12 protein-coding genes and 1 pseudogene are annotated in these 17,564 nt (G+C 42.9%); 3 read left to right on the forward strand and 10 right to left on the reverse strand.

The annotated features are described in order from the left end of the window. From BXY_RS08670 to BXY_RS08680, 3 genes are all read left to right on the forward strand, one after another. A partial coding sequence (locus BXY_RS08670; protein ID WP_208946792.1) for a beta-galactosidase trimerization domain-containing protein occupies positions 1–542 on the forward strand: 542 nt, incomplete at its 5' end. Positions 543–601: 59 nt separating this feature from the next. After that, positions 602–1,699 carry a cellulase family glycosylhydrolase gene (locus tag BXY_RS08675; protein ID WP_015531711.1) on the forward strand — a complete coding sequence of 366 codons (1,098 nt, stop codon included), beginning with the start codon at positions 602–604 and terminating at the stop codon, positions 1,697–1,699. A gap of 113 nt (positions 1,700–1,812) precedes the next feature. Continuing rightward, complete coding sequence (locus tag BXY_RS08680) at positions 1,813–3,807, forward strand: glycoside hydrolase family 97 protein (protein ID WP_009040228.1); 1,995 nt, start codon at positions 1,813–1,815, stop codon at positions 3,805–3,807. Positions 3,808–4,043: 236 nt separating this feature from the next. On the opposite strand, the gene BXY_RS08685 is transcribed toward BXY_RS08680, so the two are convergent. From BXY_RS08685 to BXY_RS08725, 10 genes and pseudogenes are all read right to left on the reverse strand, one after another. Further along, on the reverse strand, positions 4,044–5,252 hold the full coding sequence (locus tag BXY_RS08685; RefSeq protein WP_009040229.1) for a hexokinase family protein: 1,209 nt from the start codon (positions 5,250–5,252) through the stop codon (positions 4,044–4,046). 258 nt (positions 5,253–5,510) lie between these two features. Continuing rightward, positions 5,511–6,632, reverse strand: a complete 1,122-nt coding sequence (locus tag BXY_RS08690) for an ISAs1 family transposase (protein WP_015531712.1) — start codon at positions 6,630–6,632, stop codon at positions 5,511–5,513. Between the two features lie 257 nt (positions 6,633–6,889). Continuing rightward, positions 6,890–7,174, reverse strand: a pseudogene (locus BXY_RS23520) (transposase); the annotation flags it as partial. 296 nt (positions 7,175–7,470) lie between these two features. Continuing rightward, positions 7,471–8,616, reverse strand: a complete 1,146-nt coding sequence (locus tag BXY_RS08695; RefSeq protein ID WP_008645790.1) for a DUF7689 domain-containing protein — start codon at positions 8,614–8,616, stop codon at positions 7,471–7,473. A gap of 297 nt (positions 8,617–8,913) precedes the next feature. Beyond that, positions 8,914–9,918, reverse strand: coding sequence for an aldo/keto reductase (locus BXY_RS08700; RefSeq protein WP_009040610.1), 1,005 nt, complete (start codon positions 9,916–9,918; stop codon positions 8,914–8,916). A 123-nt stretch (positions 9,919–10,041) separates the two neighbouring features. Next, positions 10,042–11,529: an MBOAT family O-acyltransferase gene (locus tag BXY_RS08705; protein WP_015531713.1), complete on the reverse strand. Its 1,488-nt coding sequence runs from the start codon at positions 11,527–11,529 to the stop codon at positions 10,042–10,044. Continuing rightward, positions 11,516–12,466 (reverse strand): SGNH/GDSL hydrolase family protein, encoded by a 951-nt coding sequence (locus tag BXY_RS08710; protein WP_044130242.1) that lies wholly within the window; start codon positions 12,464–12,466, stop codon positions 11,516–11,518. Before BXY_RS08710 ends, BXY_RS08705 begins: the two co-directional genes overlap by 14 nt. Continuing rightward, a complete protein-coding gene (locus BXY_RS08715) occupies positions 12,420–13,811 on the reverse strand; it encodes an SGNH/GDSL hydrolase family protein (protein WP_015531714.1) in 1,392 nt (463 codons plus the stop codon). The genes BXY_RS08710 and BXY_RS08715 overlap by 47 nt, the downstream gene beginning before the upstream one ends. 223 nt (positions 13,812–14,034) lie before the next feature. Next, positions 14,035–14,328, reverse strand: coding sequence for a PG0541 family transporter-associated protein (locus BXY_RS08720; RefSeq protein ID WP_008023018.1), 294 nt, complete (start codon positions 14,326–14,328; stop codon positions 14,035–14,037). A 14-nt stretch (positions 14,329–14,342) separates the two neighbouring features. Further along, on the reverse strand, positions 14,343–17,501 hold the full coding sequence (locus BXY_RS08725; RefSeq protein ID WP_015531715.1) for an efflux RND transporter permease subunit: 3,159 nt from the start codon (positions 17,499–17,501) through the stop codon (positions 14,343–14,345). Between the last annotated feature and the right edge of the window lie 63 nt (positions 17,502–17,564).

Raw genomic sequence — 17,564 nt, forward strand, 5'->3', positions numbered from 1 at the left:
GCCGTACCGGGCAGAAAGACCGTAATGCCAAACTGTGGGAGGCTCCTTTGGCTGCTCCCATCCACCAACTGGCCGGAATAAACAGCCTGTACTATGACCATCTGCCTCACAATCTGTATGGAAAGGTCGATTTCGGGGGCATGGAATACGCCTGGAACAATTGGGCGGACGTACTAACCCCGTCTGCCGGAACAGATGTTTGGGCTGTGTATGCGGACCAGTTTTATAAGGGAGCTGCTTCCGTGATACACCGTAGGCTGGGTAAAGGAACGGCCACCTATATCGGAACGGATACCGATGACGGGAAATTGGAGAAAGAAGTAGTACGTCGTGTATATAAGGAAGCCGGCGTACCGACTGAAGATTTACCATACGGAGTAGTGAAGGAATGGCGGGATGGTTTTTACATCGCTTTGAATTATACATCGGACATTCAGGAAATAGCCATTCCCGATGAGGCGGAGATATTGATCGGCAGTGCACGCCTCGAACCTGCAGGAGTAGTGGTGTGGAAGGAACAGTCAGACGACAGGCATAAATAATCAAATAAACGGGAATTAAAAGAACAAGGAATCTTTTATATTAATCAATTGAAAATAGCATGAAAAATAAATGGTGTGTTAATGTTGTGTTTTTATTCTTTTTAGTGGGGATATGTGTATGCGCTTGTACACAGGATTCTAATTCTTCAAACAACAGTCGTTGGACGGAAGAGAAGATACAAGAATGGTATGACAATCAGCCTTGGCTGGTCGGTTGCAATTATATTCCGGCAACGGCAATCAATCAGATAGAAATGTGGAGTGCGGATACTTTCGATCCTGAACAGATTGAGAAAGAACTATCATGGGCGCATGAACTGGGCTTTAATACTTTACGCGTTTTCTTGAGCAGTGTCGTATGGCAAAATGATGCGGCAGGAATGAAGAAACGTATGGATGATTTTTTGAATATTTGCGGGCAATATTCAATCCGCCCTATGTTTGTGTTCTTTGATGATTGTTGGAATCCGGAGTCGGCTTATGGCAAGCAACCGGAACCGAAGACGGGTGTACATAATTCCGGCTGGGTGCAGGACCCTTCGTGTAGTTTGCGTAAAGACACACTGACGTTGTATCCTTTTCTGCAAGAGTATGTAAAAGATATTGTTCGGACCTATGCTAACGATGACCGGATATTGATGTGGGATTTGTATAATGAGCCGGGGAATAGTAAACACGAGGAAACTTCTTTGCCCTTATTGACGAATGTCTTTCGTTGGGTGCGCGATTGTAAACCGTCACAACCGATTACTGCCGGTGTATGGGACTATAATTCGCCCCGGAAGAATGTCCTGAATGCGTTTGTGTTGAATCATTCGGACATCATCTCTTATCATAATTACGATAATGAGGAACGGCATGGCGAATGTATCAAATTTCTGAAGATGCTTAACCGTCCGTTGATCTGTACCGAATATATGGCCCGTCGCAATGACAGCCGCTTTTGTAATGTTCTTCCTTTGATGAAAAAAGAAAAGGTAGGCGCCATCAATTGGGGATTTGTTGCAGGAAAGACAAATACTATTTTTGCCTGGGATGACGTTATTCCGTCGGGTGAAGAACCGGAATTATGGTTTCATGATATCTATCGTCCTACTGGAGTACCTTATCAGCAGGAAGAAGTCGATTGTATTCAATCCCTGACAGGAAAAAGATAGGATTACGTATTCTTTTTTATCTCTGTTTTTTAGTTTTCATATAGGTTGCTATACTATATTATTTTATTTTTGTATCGTTCTTCTATAATTTGATAACTACTATAATTAAAACCATGAAAAAACTGAAGATTTTATTATTCTTATGTATTGTCGCATGTACGCTTACGGTACAGGCGCAAAAACAATTTACTTTGAACTCTCCGGATGGAAAGCTTCAAACGACGATTACCGTAGGTGATAAGCTGACTTATGACATCCACTGTAACGGACGGCAGATCCTTGCTCCTTCTCCGATTTCGATGACATTGGATAACGGAGAAGTCTGGGGAGAGAAAGCAAAGTTGTCCGGCACTTCCGGGAAAAAAGTAGATCAGATGATTCCTTCTCCTTTCTATCGTGCCAGTGAATTGAGAGACCACTATAATGAACTGACTCTTCGGTTTAAAAAAGACTGGAATGTCGAGTTTCGTGCATACAATGATGGTATTGTTTACCGCTTTGTCAGCCGTGCGAAGAAACCTTTCAACGTGGTAGATGAAACAGTAGATTATCATTTCCCATCCGATATGGTAGCTTCTGTACCTTATGTAAAAACAGGAAAGGACGGTGATTATAACTCTCAATATTTCAATTCATTCGAAAATACTTATACTACCGATCCATTATCGAAGCTGAATAAAAAACGTTTGATGTTTTTGCCATTAGTCGTGGATGCCGGTGAAGGCGTTAAGGTTTGTATCACAGAATCCGATTTGGAGAATTATCCCGGCCTCTATTTGTCTGCTATTGAAGGAGAAAATCGGTTGACGGGACGTTTCGCTCCATACCCCAAGAAGATGATGCAGGGCGGACACAATCAACTTCAAATGTTGGTGAAAGAGCATGAAGCTTACATTGCCAAAGTAGATAAACCCCGGAATTTCCCGTGGCGCATGAGCATTGTTACCACTTCCGATAAGGATTTGGCAGCAAGCAACTTGAGCTATTTGTTGGCTGCCCCTTCCCGTCTGACGGATCTTTCATGGATCAAACCCGGCAAAGTAGCATGGGACTGGTGGAATGCCTGGAATTTGGATGGCGTTGATTTTGTGACCGGAGTAAATAATCCGACTTATAAAGCCTACATTGATTTTGCTTCTGCGAACGGTATTGAATATGTGATACTTGACGAAGGCTGGGCGGTAAATCTGCAAGCGGATTTGATGCAAGTGGTGAAAGAGATTAATCTGAAAGAATTGGTAGATTATGCAGCCTCCAAAAATGTGGGTATTATTCTTTGGGCCGGTTATTATGCTTTCGAACGTGATATGGAGAACGTTTGCCGTCATTATGCCGACATGGGAGTAAAAGGTTTTAAGGTCGATTTTATGGATCGTGACGATCAGCTTATGACTGCATTCAATTATCGGGCTGCCGAAATGTGTGCTAAATACAAACTGATCCTCGACTTGCACGGAACGCACAAACCGGCCGGTTTGAATCGTACTTACCCGAATGTATTGAACTTTGAAGGTGTCAATGGTCTGGAACAGATGAAATGGAGCCCGGCTTCGGTGGACCAGGTGAAGTATGACGTGATGATTCCTTTCACTCGTCAAGTATCCGGTCCGATGGACTACACTCAAGGGGCGATGCGCAATGCTTCGAAAGGTAACTATTATCCTTGCAATTCAGAACCGATGAGTCAGGGAACTCGTTGCCGCCAACTTGCTCTGTATGTTGTATTTGAATCTCCTTTCAATATGTTGTGTGATACGCCGAGCAACTATATGCGCGAACCGGAATCAACAGGATTTATTGCTGATGTTCCGACAGTGTGGGATGAAAGTATCGTGCTTGATGGTAAGATGGGAGAGTATATCGTAACAGCACGCCGGAGTGGAAATGTCTGGTATGTAGGTGGAATCACCGATTGGACGGCACGTGACATCGAAGTGGATTGCTCTTTCCTGGGTGGTAAGACGTATGACGCTACATTGTTTAAAGACGGAGCAAATGCTCACCGGATCGGGCGTGATTATAAATGTGAATCCATCCGGATAAAAAATGACAGTAAGTTGAAGATTCATTTGGCACCCGGAGGTGGGTTTGCTTTGAAGATTAAGTAAACAACCACTTTACACACTACATTGTCTATTAAATCTTGAAATAGATTTGATATATCTGCAATAGGTTGGATAAGGGTGCGTCCCCACCCTTATAAACGAAGAATAACCCTCGTTACAACTATCTGTAGCGAGGGCTATTACATTAAAAAGAGAGTTCTGGCACATTCCTGTCAGATTCTTATAAGCAAGTCGATTGGGAGGATCACCCTGTAATGACGATGATAGGCAGGGAGGTGTCAGGATAAAGCCGCAATACCTGTCCCTATCAAATTGGCATTATTCATGCTTTTGATATCAACCTCTACATCTTCCAAACCAAACAAACTGAAAAGCTCCCGTAATTTTTCCATGACAATGATGTTATAGTTCTTGTCTTTTCTGTTCTTGCTCCAAAAAAGACTGCCTTCGGCAACCAGGCAAATTTTTCGTATATTCTTGTTGTATGACTTCAACAACATGATAAGCCCTGTCAGTGAAGCTGCAACTAACTGTGCTGATCTACTATATATCCACTGTGCTACTTCTACATACACCTCCTTATAAATATCGGGATAATTCATAATAGAGGTGAGCTTTTGTGCATCAAACTTTTCTTCGAACTCCTCCAATGGGAAAGTTGTTTTTAGAATATCTCCTAGGTACATACCGGATACAGCTTTTTCGAAACGTTGTTTTCCCGGATTCCCGGAGATTCCATCCACTGTATTATCTACTGCAGTGAGAAACGGCGGATGAAAATTGCCGGATTCCAGATTGACGGGAATCAATCCATCTACTTTATGTGACGGATTTAATTTTTTAATTTTGTCAGCCGGAATAAAAGTTGCCATATTGGTGCCTGTTCCTACAATCAGACCTATATACGCATCGTAACTACTGTCGGTAAGTCCGGCAAATAAACTGGCAACAGTGTCATTGAGCACTTTTATGTTCGTAAACTTGATTTTATTTCTTTCATTCAGATAGTCGAGTAAAGGTTTTCCAACAACTTCTCCGATCATCTCTTTTATATCAACTCCTTTGGTCCAACGTAGCAGTTTGGCATCTCCACCTGGGATGGACTCTGTCGGATAAGAAAAACAATATCCAATAGGCATCTCTTTTTCCCGTTTTATTCCGGTTATCATATCTGCCATTTCTTTGAACAACTCCTCTCGGGTATAACCAGGAGTTTTCATAATCGACATGTCCTTTTTCCAACCATTGTTAGGATGAATGGTGGGAGGCATTTTGCTGAAGTCAACGATTGCTACCCGGTAATTCGTTCCTCCCAAGTCGAGTACTAATGATTTGCCATTGATACCACTTGCTTTCGGAGTGATGAAAGTGGGAATGCATTGTATCTCTGCATTTTCAGTGTTCAAACCTTCTTCTACTTTCGCTTTAAATGAGCGAGCAATCTCTTTGAGCTGCTCATTATCTAACTGAAAAATATTTTTCTCCATGATATTATTTTTATTGTATAGAATATGTTTATGTATGAATAACAACTGAAGAGGAATTTTGCTCGTTAGGTATACGGTATATGGATCCAATCGGATTCCTGGATTTATCTCTTTCTTTTTGCTCTTTTCCTTTTTGCTCTTTCTTAAAAAAATGCTGAATTCAGTTTACTTACGCACACTTTTTCCTGTCGCCTATTTTTCACTTGCATTTCTCATATTCAGGGCGAACGCTCAATAACTTGTACATCCTATTATTCTCTATATTTTTCCAATCCCAATGACTTTATCTCTTATTTTCTCGTCCCATCCACACGCTTTCCTCTTTCCTGCCATTCCCAGTTTGATATCGCTCTGTTTTAATAACATAAGTGCCAACTTTGATATGGCGGAGAAGTTGATTGCAGCATTTCCTGTTTTTCTGTCATCATCTTCTCTGAATCCTATATCAAGTACCCAATGTAGGTTGTTTTCAACCTCCCAGTGTGATCTGACCGATTTAAGTATGAGTACCGGGTCAGGTTCCAATGATGATATATAGTACCTTGTTTCCATAGTAGCTTCTTTATCACCTGTTTTTCTGATAGAATTTATCATAGCCAATGTCTTGATCCCTGTCCACCCTTTGAGAAAATATTGAAGATTTTTAGCGCTTATGCATACACATTCCCTGTATTCACTTCTTCCATGCCCTTCGTTTTCCTCAAAGTACCTTTTTGCGTGACATAAATAGTATCTTGTTTCCTCACTAAGATTAAATTCTATCATATCCCTGAGTGTTTCATGGTTATCTTTGGCACATAAAATATAATCAGCTTTGTTCTCGATTATTAGTTTAGTGATTGATTTCTGGCAGCCCATAGCGTCAATGGTTATGATGCAGTTCTCAAGATCAAGCGCCTTTATTAGCTCGGGGATAGCCTTTATTTCATTCGATTTTTCTTCTACTTTCTTTTGACCAAGGCAAATGCCGTTGGATACAGACCAGGCGCTGACTATATAGAGCTTGCTTCTCACTCCATTTTTTGAGCGGCTGTTTTTATGGGGATTATCACAAACGGCTTTTCCGTCAATAGCTACCACCCCGGGAATTTTACGGCAGATGTCATCGACCCACAACCTGAAACATTCTTCAAACCAGTCGATATCCAATATGGAGAAGAAACGACTCAAGGTATCATGGGAAGGGATAGAAGTCAAAACCGGAAGACGCGTCTTGAAATAGGATTCATGCGTCTTGCCGAATGTTTCTATTTCGTTCCACGTATCAGCTCCGCAGATAACAGAGACTAGGGCGATGAACACTATTTCGTTAGACTGATATATTTTATTCTTATCATCTCTTACATCAGGAATTATAGCTGAAAAGGCTTGAATGGCCATATTGCGGTAGAGATTAATATAGTAGATATGCAAATGTAATGAATTATATTCACACAGAGAATAGGAACAGAAGATATTAAAAAATACAGGAAAAAACTATCTATTTAGGGAATAATAAAAGCTAAATTAACATGTACAAGTTATTGAGCGTTCGCCCTGATCATTCACCAGGCAGGGAGATGTGTAAATTAAACTATGTATGCTTTATTCTCATTCAATCTCATCGGTCGGTGAACGGCCAGCGCCAAGGGGCAGGACTACCCGTCCCAACGGACGTAAAATTGCAACATTTTAAACCTATCTACAAATTTTATCGCCAGTTGTCGTGCACTAGCTCCCCAGTTAGCCAGTATGACATGGTCCATTTCTTACATATATTGCGATAAGCGAGGTAAAACAGTTTTTTAAGGGCGGTGTTGTTAGGGAACACGCCCTTGTTTTTTTGTCACTTTCCGTATCTGATGATGACAGTCCTCAACTGTATTTATGGTATAAATCATACGATGCATATCCGATGTGAACTGAAAGTATTCAGTAAGTTTTCCCTACGTTCATAATCCTCACATATGACATTCAGTTCTTTCAAAAGCAGAGAAATATTATTCATATTTTCTTTACCTCAAAAATCCATTTTTCGATTAAGACTACAAATAAGTTTTTCACAGTAAAATCAAACGAGAAACACTCCAGCAAAAGATCCTAAAAACAGACTTATCTCTATTATTATTGATATCCCATTTCTTGAATATTTATATTCAAATATCGGCCCAATTTGAGCCGATATTCTTAATTTAAAGGTATACGCAATATCCAACAACCTATCATCCCCAAGATAACTTTAATTGGAATTATATTCTAACCACTTCTTTATAGTTTTTTTGGTTGTTTGTTGTAATCCTTCAAGTTGGTGTGGATCATCGTTCGCATATCGTATTATCAGATTAGGATTATCTTGTAGATCTTCATACAATCTTATTGCAAAGAAATTATCCTCTTCTGTTACCATCTTCTCAATCAATAATGGAATGATTTCTTTTCCCATAGCCTTTAAATCGGCATATTGAGGTAAATTTCTTGTAGTAGCAGTGTTATTACTAAGCGAGTAATGCCATGCTTCCTTCCATTCATTAAACAAAGATTCAAACCTTGAACTATCTCTACATGTTTTTACTTTTCTAGCAATCATCATCAACTCATCCGGTGAGAAGATTATATTTTCGTGAATATCCTCACTTATTTCTTTCATTGCATTAGCATCTATTTCACTTAGACTACGGGTAGGAGAAACTGCCCCATAGGTTTCCACAGGAACTCCATACATTCCATTAGAAAACACACTTACAAGGTGCCACAATAGCCACATACGCCCCATCTTAGAATAAGGTGCCTCGCAATGGGGACTACCTCCAAGAGATGCATGCAGAGGGGTATTTCCCCAACCCCAAACTACAGGATAGTATCTTGATATTGAGGTTGCCCCTTTCATGTAATCATAAGCGGCATGATACACGGAACTCGCATTTTCATATCCATATCTTACTTGATCCCAAGTACTAAACTCTATCCACTTATTATTAAACCCCAACGAATAGGCAAAACAATTATATCCAGATGACGGATAATTCATAACAACTGTATTGGAATATTCAACTAAAGGAAACGATTTCCTTAAAGCATTCCTTTCAGCAGAAAAGAGAGGTCGTGGGAAAGAGTTCCTGATCAATTCGCGCTGTTCATCTGTTAATTGAGAATCCCAATTATCAGGAAGAATATACCCTCCCCCTGGTAGATTTGATCGTGTCTTAGCCATCGGTCCAATAATGCTATAAATATAATCCATAATTTCAAGGCTATCAAGCAAATTAACAGTTTGTATAGCCACTTCATTAGCCGGCTTTACAGATTCCTCAACGGTACTTACAATATCTTCGCTACTACAAGCAAAAATACACAACAGAGCGAATACTACAGTTAATTGCTTCATATCACAAGTATTTAAGGTGAATATTATACGAATGTATATATTTTTTTCGAGCATTCCTAACACTTTTCTGTTTTTTTACTCAATAATATTCCATTCTTTTGTTATTAAATGATATAGATGCTAGTGACTTTAAAAACCTTTTGAATATTTTAAAATAGCAGCAGCCAGAGGAGATGCAATCGCATGGTTAAATCTTGGAAATATGTATATGACTGGACAGGAGCATCCTTAAAATAGATGACTTCACCTTATCATTTTCAATAATAAGGTGAAATCAGCATACGATTCAGGCTGAAATTATTCAGGTAAAATCTGTTCGATCTCTTTCAACTCATCTGCCATGAATTCCAAATGTTCCAGTGCTTTCAAATTGTCGGCCAACTGGTTGACAGAGCTTGCGCCCACAATCACCGAAGTCATCCGTTCGTCTTTCAATACCCATGCCAGTGCCATTTCAGCAAGTGTTTGTCCACGCCGGAGGGCTATTTCATTCAACTGGCGGGCGGCTTCTACCTTTTCAGGCGTCACTTGCGAAAGCTGAAGAAAACCCGAAGAACGTGCGGCACGTGAACCTTCCGGAATACCATTCAGGTATTTATCTGTCAACAGTCCTTGCGCCAAAGGAGAAAAGGCGATGAAACCGGAACCATATTCTGCTGCCAGCGGAAGTGTTTCCGCCTCCACCTCACGGTCGAACATACTATACCGATACTGGCTGATGAGACAGGGAACACCGGCTTTTGCCATCATCTCGTAGGCCATACGTGCTTGTTCGGGGGGATATTTGGAGATTCCGATATACAGAGCTTTCCCTTGTTTCACGATATCAATCAATGTCTGAATGGTTTCTTCGACCGGAGTAACTCCATCATAACGATGGCTATAAAAGATATCAAAATACTCCAATCCTGTCCGGCGGAGACTTTGGTCAATGCTCGCCATCAGATTTTTACGGGAGCTATTTCCGCCATAAGGGCCAGCCCACATTTCATGACCGGCTTTGGAAGAGATGATCATTTCATCCCGATAACCCTGGAAGTTCTCTCGCAAGATTCGTCCGAAATTGGTTTCAGCACTTCCGGGAACAGGACCATAATTGTTTGCCAGGTCGAAATGGGTGACACCATGATCGAATGCATACTTAATCATGTCGGTTGCTACATCGAAATTGTCCACACTACCGAAGTTGTGCCACAACCCCAAAGAGATTAAAGGTAACTGCAAGCCGCTCTTGCCACAATATTTATAGGGCATCCGTTCGTAGCGTCCGGCTGCCGGCTGATAACTAAAAGAGTTTTCCATAAAACAGAATGTTTATATTTTCCTTTCACAAAGTAAGGAAAAATATTCCAATTACAGCTTTAGTCGAATATTAAAAAGAATACTCTAATTAAAAGCAGGATGCCACATTAACCATACAACCAATCAGAACTGGAAATAAATAAACGGTTGAATTTCCGAACTCTTCATCTGAATAACCAGATAAATCAAAGCGACCATCAATACTGCTTTTCCTAGGAACGGCAAACGGATCACTCCTCGACAAGCTACATTTTCCCAACTATCAGGAGCAAAATGAAGCAGGAAGCCAAGCAACATCAACGCAAATACTTTCCAATATCCTTCTAGTAATTGCGGGAACAGTTGCGGACGGAAAGTAGTGAATATCTGTCCCAGCATATCCATTGAATTCTGAAAATCGGCATTACGGAAGAAAATCCAGCAGAAGCAGACGAAATGGAAAGTGATAATCACTCCAAACACACGCCGCCAACCGTGACTTTCCTCTCCTTTCTTACGCCCGGTGATAGACATCCACATTTTATGTAATGCCAGAGCTACTCCATGAAAAGTTCCCCAAAGAACGAAGTTCCAGGAGGCACCATGCCACAGACCGCCCAAGAACATGGTAATTATCAAGTTGAGATATTGCCGGAATTTACCTTTTCGGTTTCCTCCCAAAGAAATGTATAAATAATCTTTTAACCAACTGGATAAAGATATGTGCCAACGACGCCAAAATTCCGTAATAGAGGCAGACTTATAAGGTGAATTAAAGTTGAGATTGAAATGGAAACCTAACAATAAGGCGATACCGATAGCCATGTCGCTATATCCGGAAAAGTCACAGTAAATCTGCAAAGCATAACCATATACGCCCATCAGATTCTCAACACCGGAATAAAGAGTAGGGTTATCAAAAATACGTTCCACAAAATTGATACTGATATAATCGGATATGATGGCTTTCTTGAAAAGACCGGAAACGATCAGAAAAATTCCGCGTCCGAACATTTCCTGCGAGACGAATAAGGGTTTCCGGATTTGCGGGATAAAGTCGCGGGCACGCACGATAGGTCCTGCCACCAACTGGGGGAAGAAAGATACGTAGAAGGCATAGTCCAAAAGATTGGTCAATGGTTTTATGTCTCTTCGGTAAACGTCGATGGTGTAGCTCAATGACTGGAAAGTGAAAAAGGAGATGCCGACCGGCAGGAATATATCGAGAGCGGTAAATTCTCCTCCCATCAATGACGCAATCACTCCACCCAGAAAATTGGTATATTTGAAATAAGCAAGAAGTCCTAAATTAACTCCCAAACTCAAAGCGACCAATCCTTTACGTTTCCAATAACCCTCTACACGATCCATAAGTTGCGCAAGGAAAAAGTCGGCAACGGTGACTATGGCAAGCAGGAAAAAATAGGTGCCGCTACTCTTATAGTAAAAATAATAGGAGAAGAGAGTAACAAACATGATACGGGCGGTGTATTTGCGTTGTAGCAACACATACACCACCATGAAAGCAGCGAACAACCAAAGGAAGATACCGCTGCTGAATATCATTGGCGCTTGCGGATCGTAGGTAAGTACCTCTTTCAGTCTACTGAAATCTATATCAATGGGAAACATAGTCATTATATGCTTTGATAAGTGCTTGGTATAATAAATTTCCTTGCAGGATGTATCCTTCGGGTAAATAATGTACATGATCGGGCCGCATCAGTTTTGCGTCCGTCCAGTTCGTGCAGGCACGGCGCTTCCCTCCGACTACATCGTACATATCCCACACGAGCAGACGATGGTCTTTTGCATAACGACGAATGGTTTCCGCTGCTGTCGCTGTACGTGGATTGATGGCATACGTGCGTCTACGCCTTCGCTGCCGGAAACTTTCATAAGAACCGGGAGGGGTAGTCAGAAGAATGGGTACGTTAGGAAGACTGTCGCGCAACAGTTTCACCAGTTCATCCATCTGATTGTAGTGCACATTTATATTATAACGCCGGTTATGGCTTTCATTGGTTCCGAAAGAGAGAATCAACAATTCGGGCTTCAGGGCGGCAATTTCGGCAATACGATCCGGATGGGTAAAGGTAAGGCAAGTAGCTCCGTTGACGCCTTTATCTATATAAGAAACAGCACCGAAAGTTTCTGTCAAACGGGCACCGATGGTTTGAGGGTAGATATGTCCACGTACATGGCTGTCGCCAATATGAACGATACGGACTGTATCTTCGGAGAGTCCGGCACGCACCTGGCGAAGATGTTCGAAGACGGGAGCTAGCAGAGCGATACTGTCAATAATCTCATTCCGACCGGTTTCGCGGAAAGCTGAAGGGAAGGATATTTGTACAGTGATCGTATCATTCGCCCAGTTCATTTCCCGTAAAGGCTTTATAAGTTTTGCGGTCTTTCCCAGTGGAGGACATACAGGGATACGGTCTTGCGCGATTGCTTCTGCAAGGAAACAAGGAACACTCAACATACCGGCGAGAATAAGAATAAAGACAGACTGCAGATTATTCTTGCTCATAAGCACGCCTCCTGTCGTATTGTTCCTTACCATAGATCATCGTTTCATAAAGTAGTCCCGCCAAATGCTTGCCGCCACGGAAGTTTATATGCGTATAATCGTAATTTGCCATAGAAGGTTTGGCATGCACCAGTTTTGCCATGCTGCCTTCTCCGCCCATTGCTTCAAACATATTCCAAAAGGCGATGCCGCTTTCGGCTGCAATGTTCTGCTGATAACGAATCAGATTCTTCACACCGGGCATGGTACGAAGTTCACCGTTCTCGTTTTTAGAATCACGGTCGCCGACGCTCAACAACAGGATTCCTGCTTGTGGGAAACATTCTTTCAAATGCTCGATAGCTGTGAGCAGTCCTTTTTGATAGTTATCATAATTGCGTCCCCGTTCGGTAGCTACATTCAAACCATATTCGAGGATAATGAGGTCGTAAGGACGTTGGCGGTTAAACTGTTTCAACATCTGTGAAGGAATGCCCCGCAGAGAAAGACCGGAACTGCCACGCAACGAGAAGTTGTCGAGAATGATTCCTTTCTTTCCATCCATTGCCAAACCATAGAACAATGTAGAGTCTGCACGGTCTACTGTCCAACGGATAGAGCCGATGCGTCCGTCTACCTGAATTTGCTGCAATCCGTCGGAAGGGCCTAATGAATAATTCTTGTTTTCTCCTTTGTTCACACGGGCAGAAAGGAGGACGGAGTCTCTGCTATGGAAGAAGATGGAGGCACGCTGGCAAGTATCGAGCAGGGAGGCATATTTATTTTGCCCGCGCAGTTCTACATAAGCTCCGTTGCGGGGAACGAAATAATGACCGGATATGCCTTGTTTCTTCTTATCGAAATAGACACTGTCTGTTACCGCATGACTGGACCATCCGCCAAACGTATGTCGCACCGTAGGACGGTAACCGCTTGTCATGGAAGTGATGGTAACAAAACCTACACCACAACCGCCGAATTGTTTCTGAAGCATTTCGCGTAAGTCAGCCGTAAAGATATCCGCTTCGATAAAGGAATCTCCGAATACGGCAATACGCACCTGTTTGTCATCGGAGTCATCGGAAGAGACACGGTCGAGTGCTTTATAAAAAGGAGTCATCCCCCGGAGAGTGGAATCACTGTAATCTTCAATGCAAGTCATACCTGTACGACAGGTATCTACAAAGGCAGGTTTTACAACAGGAGGCAAAGGGATGCTGTCCGAATCAGCTGCGGCAGTCTCTGATTCCGGATAACGAAGGTCGCTCAAAAGGTCTACACGCCTCATCGTGTGCCCGTCAATAGTCAGCGCCGGAAGCCAATGAAGCCCGAGTAAGACTGCAAACACAATCAGTACGAACCACAACGAATATTTCAAATAATTCTTTATTATCTCCATCTTTACAAGTAGATATAGGCACTATTTTAGTTCTTGTTTTTACCCGGTGCCGAGCTACCTCTTCCTCGGTGCCGAACCATCTCCTCATCGGTGCCGGAGGAGGCCTTCATCGGTGCCGGACATTTTCAGGCTGCAAAGATAGAGAAAAGCAATAAAAAAGAAGGGAGAATCTACATTATTTATGAGATTCTCCCTTTTTACTTATTTACATGCCGGACATCGGTCAGATCGTCCGTTCAATGTTCCACACAAATGCACGCAAACCTAATTGTTCGGTTTCCAAGTCCATTATATGCAAGGTGTCGAGCAACGGATCGACTTTGCTATCGTCTACTATCGTCAAGATAGCCGAGCACATACTTGGCCAGGCATGGCTTCCGAAATGCGGATCGCCTGTTTTCGAACCACGTCCCTGTACTTTCTCAAGGTACGTAAAACCACGACAACCCAAACGGTCGAGTAATGCCATGATTCGTTCGTAATAAGCCTGATCGAATGTTATCAATACTGATTTCATATTTCTTTTCTTTATTATTTCTTAATAATACTGTCTTTATTCGCCTGGAAGTAAACATCCAATTCACGTTGACGACGGAGCTTACGACGACGGTTCTTAATACCTGTTCCTGCAAATACACAATATAGAGTAGGAATCAAAATCAATGTCAAAACAGTAGAGATCGTCAAACCACCGATTACGGCAATCGCCATCGGACTCCACATTTCAGAACCCTGACCGCCACCGATAGCCATCGGAATCATACCAAGAACGGTAGTGGCAGTGGTCATCAATACCGGGCGGAGACGGCTCTTACCAGCGGTTACTACAGAGTTCAACACTGCCAGTCCACGTTCGCGACAAAGGGTGATGTAGTCGATAAGCACGATACCGTTCTTCACCACAATACCAATCAGCATGATACCTCCCAACAAACTCATGACACTCAATGTACTGTTCGTAAAGAATAGTGCCATCAAGACACCGCTAAAAGCAAACGGCAGGGAGAACATAATAATGAACGGATAGGTCAGTGACTCGAACTGTGCTGCCATCACGATAAATACGAGCACAACAATCAGGATGGCAAGTGTTCCCAAATCGCGGAACGAATCCTGCTGGTCTTCGTATGAACCGGAAATCTGAATGGTGACATCTCCCGGAAGATCCATTTTATCTATCACCTTATTACCGGCAGCTACTACGTCGCCCAACGGAGCACCGGAGATTACTGCGGAAACGGTTACAATACGTTCGCGGTCTTTACGTTCAATAGTAGGAGGCGCGAAACGTTCGACTACCTTTCCGACATCTTTCACACGAACGGATTGTCCTTGCGCATTGTAAATGAGAATATTTTCGAGACTTTCCAGACTTGTACGGAATTCAGGCGCATAACGCACTTTGATATCATACTCATCTCCGTCTTCACGATATTTAGACGCTACCGCACCATTGACACGGTTACGCAGGTAGTTACCGGCAGTTGAAAGATTCAAACCATGCATTGCCAGTTTTTCACGGTCAAAGTCTACCTGATATTCCGGCTGATAATCACTACGGCTGATATTTACCTCGGTCACACCTTTCACTTTCAGCAATTCACGTTTCAGACGAGCTGCCACGCTGTCGGTTACCGTCATATCATATCCGTAAACCTCAAAGTCGGCACTAGCCTGTGCGGACATACCTGTGTTGCTACCTCCGAGGATTACCTGTGCTTTACTGAATTCCGGATAGGCTTTCAAATCTTCACGCATCTCATCACAGACTGCTTCCAAAGTGATATCACGATCGCCCGGATCCACCAAACTGATGTTGAACGAAATAATATGCGACCCGTTGTCCTGCATAGATGCCCAGGTATTATCAGAGTCAGCTTGGCCGACTGTATAGTTACAGACTTTCATGATGTCTTTATACTTCGTCAGCCATTGGTTAGTCAACTTCTCTGAAAGTTCCTGCGCTATCTCTTTTCGTGTACCGATCGGCAGCTCCAACTTCACGGCAATACGGGCGTTATCCTGTGCCGGGAAGAACTCCGTACCGATACCCTTTGCACACATTAAACTGATAACGAAGAAAGCAATACATCCCACAATGACAATCGGACGATGACGTACAGCCCAGTTCAGCATCTTCGCATACCAGGTATCGAGCCCGTCGAGTGCTTTCTCTATCGGAGTAAAGAAGAGCTTGAACATCTTCGATGGTTTCTTCTGCAAACGAAGCAACTGGGAACAGAGCATCGGAGTCAAAGATAGTGCGGCGACCGTAGAAATAAACATGATGGCACACATCATCCAACCCAACTGTTTGAAAAGTACACCGGACATACCGCTTACCATTGTCAACGGGAAGAACACGGCAATCATGGTCAGCGTAGAAGCGACTACAGAAATTGCCACCTCATTTGTTCCGTGCACGGCTGCCTGTTTCGGATCGGAGCCACGCTCGATATGGGTCGTTACGTTTTCAAGTACCACAATCGCATCATCCACTACCATACCGATAGCGATAGAAAGTGATGAAAGCGAGATGATATTAATCGTATTTCCACTAATCGCCAGGTAAATGAACGAGGCAATCAACGAAAGCGGAATGGTGATACAGATAATCAATGTAGCACGCCAGCGTCCCAGGAAAAGGAACACGACGATGACAACGAAGAGCAAGGCATAAACAACGGTTTCCGTCAAACTGTCGATGGTGTTCAAAATGTTGTCGGAGGTATCAACAATGACACCGATCTTCACGTCACTCGGCAGGTTCTTCTGAAGCCTCGGCAATGCGTCGGCCACTTTCTTGGAGATTTCTACCGAATTGGCTCCCGACTGTTTCTGAACAACAATCATCGCACCTTGCACACCATTGTTATAGGTTTCCTGTGCACGTTCTTCCACAGTATCGACGATTCGGGCTACATCACGCAAAAAGACATTTGCCCCATTATGCGTACCTACCACTACGTCTGCCAACTGTCGGGAATCATCGAATTCACCTTCTACACGCAACGCGTATGTTTCACTACCGATATCGAAGTTACCACCGGGAATGTTCTTATTCTCGGCGCCGATAATGGAACTGATTGTTTCGATAGTCAGGTGATAGGCTTCCAGTTTATTGGGGTCGCAATAGACCTGAATCTCACGTTGCGGCGCACCACTGATAGACACGGTTCCGACTCCCGGAATACGCGCCAGCGGGTTTACCACACGGTCGTCCAATATCTTATAAAGGGCTGACTGACTTTCATTGGCCTGTACGGAAAGCAGCACGATAGGAATCATGTCCGTACTAAATTTGAAGATGATCGGATTCTCGACATCATCGGGAAGCTGCGAACTTACCATGTCGAGTTTATCACGCACATCATTGGTCAGAACGTCAATATCGTTACCAAACTCGAACTCCAATGTAATCAATGACATATTCTCGGAAGAACGGGAGGTAATATGTTTCAGGTTGCTCACCGCGTTCAACGTATTTTCGAGCGGGCGAGTCACATTATTTTCTATATCCGAAGCACTTGCTCCGGGATAAGCGGTCATTACCATGATTGTATTCGTGTCAATGTCCGGATACAAGTCGATAGGTAACTTGGACAAAGAGAAAAGACCAAAAATCACCACTGCCAGGAAGCAGAGGGAGGTCATAATCGGTTTCTTAACCGCGCCTTCGTATAAACTCATGTTATTTTATTTAAAAGCCTCTCCCTGCTCCTCTCCCCAAAAGAGGGAGCCGGAAGATCGTGT

This window comes from Bacteroides xylanisolvens XB1A, from assembly GCF_000210075.1.
In the GTDB taxonomy this organism is placed as follows: Bacteria; Bacteroidota; Bacteroidia; order Bacteroidales; family Bacteroidaceae; genus Bacteroides; species Bacteroides xylanisolvens.